This window comes from Desulfomarina sp. (assembly GCF_054039375.1).
On sequence record NZ_JBPLBA010000180.1, the window covers coordinates 1 to 4,214 of the forward strand.

Consider the following 4,214-nt stretch of genomic DNA (forward strand, 5'->3'; position numbering starts at 1 on the left):
CGAAGAGCCAGGGCAAGGGAACTCACCAGGACGGACATGGAGCAGGGTTTTGTCAGGAATCGGAAAATCTGGCCTGTGTTTACCGCCTCAACAGCTGTTTCCTGGTCTGCGTTTCCCGTAAGCATGATACGTACCGTGTCAGGATAAAGGGCTTTAACCTGGGAGAGCAGCTGAATACCATCCATTCCCGGCATGCGCATATCAGAGACAATAACAGCAACAGGTCCCTGCTTTTTTAAAAGAGCAAGCGCGTCAGCGCGGCTTTCGGATGTGAGGACAGTGAACCGTTTCCGCAGCTGCCGTTTCATGGACTGCAGTACATTGACCTCATCATCCACGAAGAGGATTGTTTCATTGGTCATTGTCAGTATCCTGAAATAAAGAAGGAAATAGGATTTTTTGTTTCTTCTTCTGACATTATCCGGTTTCCCCGGTCACAAATCAAATGATTTTCTCATTATCTCAGAATTTCAACCTGATTGCAGTTCAGAGGGAGAAAAACATTTCAATCCATTGTCTGCGACTGTCAGTTATGGTTATTTTGGGAAAGTCTGGGGTAATTAATGGTAAAAATCAATTTGATTGGTTAGTTGATGCGGAAAGAAAACAACGCAGGTCAAAAGAAAAAATGAATACTCAAAAAAATGCAAAATTTCTGACAACCAGGGAGGTGGCAGGACTGCTCCATGTCAACGAAAAAATGGTCTACTCCCTGGTGAATGACAAGGGACTGCCTGCCACAAAAATTACCGGAAAATGGTTGTTCCCCCGGCGGCTGGTCGATGAATGGCTGGAAACCAGTATTGTGAACTATCATAAGCCGGCAGCGGGTTCAACCCTGGATGGCGGCCGGCTTCTTTTTGCGGGCAGTGACGATCTCCTGTTTCAAAAGACCCTTTCTCTGTTTCATGCCAGGGAAAATCATCCGACTATTTTTTTTGCAAACCTCGGCAGTATGGGCGGGTTGAGAAGTCTGCGGCGGGGGCTTTGCCATATTGGCGTCTGCCATCTTCTTCAGGATGACAATGACGAATATAATTTTGATTTTGCGGAGCAGGAACTGGACAAGTCTCCGGTTTTTGTCAATTTCAGCAGACGTGAACAGGGTCTGATTGTTGCCAGGGGGAATCCTAAAAATATTGGGAGGATTGGTGACCTGGTGAGGGATGATATCCGTATCGTCAACAGGCCTTTGGGGACAGGTACCCGGCTGCTGCTCGACTGCGAGATAGCAAGATCGGATATTTCTTCCACTCAGATTGCCGGTTATACCGATGAGGTCGCAAGACATATTGATGCCGGCCTGGAAGTTCTGTCGGGGCGGGCAGATGCTGCTCCTGCCATCCGGGCGGCGGCAGGTCTTCTCGATCTGGATTTTCTTCCCCTGCGCTGGGAGCGGTTTGATCTGCTGATCGCCAGAGATTTTTTCTTCGATAAGGGAGTGCAGAAATTTATCAGTCTGCTCCATGAAGAATCATTCCGAGAACTTGCGTTGTCATTTGAAGGCTATGATATTTCATTATGTGGGAAAATGCTTTTTCCCGATAATTTTCAACATGAGGAGAAGTAAATGATGAGAAAAGGAATTGTGTTGTTTGTGGTTGTCGTTTTATGCGGATTTCTGGTCGAGGCCGGTTCTGCCCGGCAAGAGGTATTGAAGATGTCCACCACGACCTCCACCCAGTCATCCGGACTGCTTGATCTTATTCTGCCCGAATTCACTAAAGATACAGGTATCAGGGTCAAGGTCATCGCCAAGGGAACCGGAGCGGCTATTCGTGACGGTCAGGACGGTAATGTGGATGTGATCTTTGTCCACGCCAGGGCCCGCGAGGAAAAATTCGTGGCAAAAGGATGGGGTACAAAACGGTATGCGGTGATGCACAATGATTTTGTCATTATCGGCCCGTCTGCAGATCCGGCAGAAATCAGGGGGGTAAGGGATGGGGCCGCTGCTCTGGCCCGGATTGCAGCAGGCGGGCATGGGTTTATTTCCAGGGGGGATGACAGTGGAACCCATACGAAAGAACAGTATCTCTGGAAGAAATCTGGTGTTTCCCTGGTTGAACGTACTAGAACCATAATTAAAAAAGGGAAAAAGAAGGAGATTACCTTTATGATGCCGGCCAACTCGGCTGCATGGTATTTTTCCATTGGCCAGGGCATGGGAAAGACTATTACATTTGCGGACGAAAAACAGGTCTATACCATGGCGGACCGGGGGACGTATATAAAATATAAATACGGGAAAACACCTGCCGTTGACCTTGAAGTGCTCTCGGAAGGTGGGGGGGATCTCGCGAATCCTTACGGCATTATTCCTGTTAATCCGGAGAAACACCCCCATGTCCGCCATGATCTGGCAATGAAGTTCGTCAACTGGATCACTTCGGAAAAGGGACAGAAAATGATTGATGGTTACAGGCTGGAAGGAAAACAGCTCTTTTATCCGGATGCGTTGTAGGGCGATTACATGAGTTCAGGAAAATTGCAATAAGAAGAAAGGGAGGGTATTATTGGCCTCCCTTTTTGATTTTTACTGTTTTTCCGGTCTGAGACATTATCTATGGATTTACTCTTTGACAGCATTCGATCCGCTTTTCTCCTTCTGTTATCGGGAGACCCACAGCTGTTTGAAATCATCGGGGTGTCCCTTAAGGTCAGTTTCAGTTCGACCCTCTTTGCCTCTGTCATAGGTATTCCCAGTGCTTTTGTCATCGCCTATTCCATTTTCCCGGGAAAGCGACTGCTCCTTACCTGTCTGAACACACTTCTTGCCCTGCCCACTGTTGTTATCGGTCTTTTTGTCTATTCGTTTATTTCCAGAAGGGGACTTTTCGGTCCTCTAGAGCTTCTTTATACTCAGAAGGCAATTGTGATCGGCCAGATCATCCTGATTGTTCCGGTGATCATGACCCTGACGATTGCCGCCGTCAGCAGGATTGACGATCGTTTTCGTCTTACTGCGCTGACCCTGGGAGCAAGCAGGTACCAGATGGCCCTGGTCATTCTTCAGGAGGCGCGTTTCGGTATTTTTGCGGCTGTTATTGCCGCCTTTGGTCGGGTTATTGCCGAGGTTGGTATCAGCATGATGTTGGGGGGGAATGCCAAAGGGTTTACCCGGACAATGACTACGGCAATGGCCCTTGAATATGATAAAGGGGAATTTGTTCTTGCGGTGGCCCTGGGGCTTACTCTTATGACATTTGCTTTTATTATCAACATGTTGTTTCATTTTTTCCAGGGAAGGACGGGGCAGGATGCTGTATAAACTCGAGAATCTGAAAAAGAATTTCGGTTCAAGAACTATTCTTGATCTGGATCACCTGGAAATTGAAACCGGGAAAATATATACGCTGATAGGGCCAAATGGCGCAGGGAAAACAACTCTTCTGAAAATTCTTGCCTTTCTTGATAAACCAAGTACCGGAAGAATGACATTCAGGGGGCAGCCGGTGAAAATGTCGGAACAGCACCTGCACAGCCTGCGCAGGCAGGTGGTTCTCCTGGACCAGAATCCCATTCTTTTTTCCGGAACTGTCAGGAAAAATGTTGGATTTGGCTTGCGTATAAGAAAAATAGAACCCAGAGAGCGGGAGCGGCGTGTTCAGGAAATGCTTGCCCTTGTAGGGATGGAAGAGTTCATCGATTATGACAGCAGGGGGCTTTCAGGGGGAGAAGTCAAACGTGTTGCTCTTGCCCGTGCCCTGGCCTTGTCACCGGGTGTGTTACTCTGTGATGAGCCTACAGCCAATGTGGATGCGAAAAACCAGGAAATTATTCTCGATACTCTTGAAAGAATTAACAGGCAAAAGGGACGGTCAATCATTTTTTCCACTCACTACCTTTCCCAGGGTCAGCGCCTTGCCCATCATACTTTGCTGCTTCAGAATGGTGTGGTGACCCGTCGATTATCCTGATATCAGTTGAACCCCCATACACCATAATTGGGGCCGAAGAGGTCCCAGTCGTTTTGTTTTTTTTGAAGAAACCATTCATGAAAACGTAAATCGGTTCGTGTTCCTGAAAAGGGGAAAGAGAGATAGAACCGGGCACTGCTCTTAGTATCCGGTTTTCTGGACAGTCTCATTTTCGGATTGTTTTTCCTTGCCTCCTCAAGAAGTGCAAGTGCTTTTCCGGTGTCCTTGAGCGGAACCGTCAAGGTATAGTTATATTCCTCTTTCATTGTCTGCTTTCTCCCTTGTTTCTTTGTA

General features: G+C 47.5%; 6 protein-coding genes. 4 read left to right on the plus strand and 2 right to left on the minus strand.

Annotated features, from left to right (window positions below):
- A partial coding sequence (locus ACXLDX_RS10645; protein WP_457577163.1) for a response regulator occupies nucleotides 1-362 on the minus strand: 362 nt, incomplete at its 3' end.
- A gap of 266 nt (nucleotides 363-628) precedes the next feature.
- On the opposite strand from ACXLDX_RS10645, the gene ACXLDX_RS10650 reads away from it, so the two are divergent.
- The 4 genes from ACXLDX_RS10650 (at nucleotide 629) to ACXLDX_RS10665 (ending at nucleotide 3,920) form a co-directional block, all read left to right on the plus strand.
- Nucleotides 629-1,570 carry a substrate-binding domain-containing protein gene (locus tag ACXLDX_RS10650; protein WP_457577164.1) on the plus strand — a complete coding sequence of 314 codons (942 nt, stop codon included), beginning with the start codon at nucleotides 629-631 and terminating at the stop codon, nucleotides 1,568-1,570.
- Between the two features lie 3 nt (nucleotides 1,571-1,573).
- Nucleotides 1,574-2,464, plus strand: coding sequence for an ABC transporter substrate-binding protein (locus tag ACXLDX_RS10655; RefSeq protein WP_457577168.1), 891 nt, complete (start codon nucleotides 1,574-1,576; stop codon nucleotides 2,462-2,464).
- A 102-nt stretch (nucleotides 2,465-2,566) separates the two neighbouring features.
- Nucleotides 2,567-3,271 carry an ABC transporter permease gene (locus tag ACXLDX_RS10660; RefSeq protein ID WP_457577165.1) on the plus strand — a complete coding sequence of 235 codons (705 nt, stop codon included), beginning with the start codon at nucleotides 2,567-2,569 and terminating at the stop codon, nucleotides 3,269-3,271.
- Nucleotides 3,261-3,920 carry an energy-coupling factor ABC transporter ATP-binding protein gene (locus tag ACXLDX_RS10665; RefSeq protein ID WP_457577166.1) on the plus strand — a complete coding sequence of 220 codons (660 nt, stop codon included), beginning with the start codon at nucleotides 3,261-3,263 and terminating at the stop codon, nucleotides 3,918-3,920. The genes ACXLDX_RS10660 and ACXLDX_RS10665 overlap by 11 nt, the downstream gene beginning before the upstream one ends.
- Before the next feature lie 2 nt (nucleotides 3,921-3,922).
- Here the strand turns inward: ACXLDX_RS10665 and ACXLDX_RS10670 are convergent.
- Nucleotides 3,923-4,214 (minus strand): hypothetical protein (locus ACXLDX_RS10670; RefSeq protein WP_457577167.1); only part of this gene is annotated, 292 nt, incomplete at its 5' end.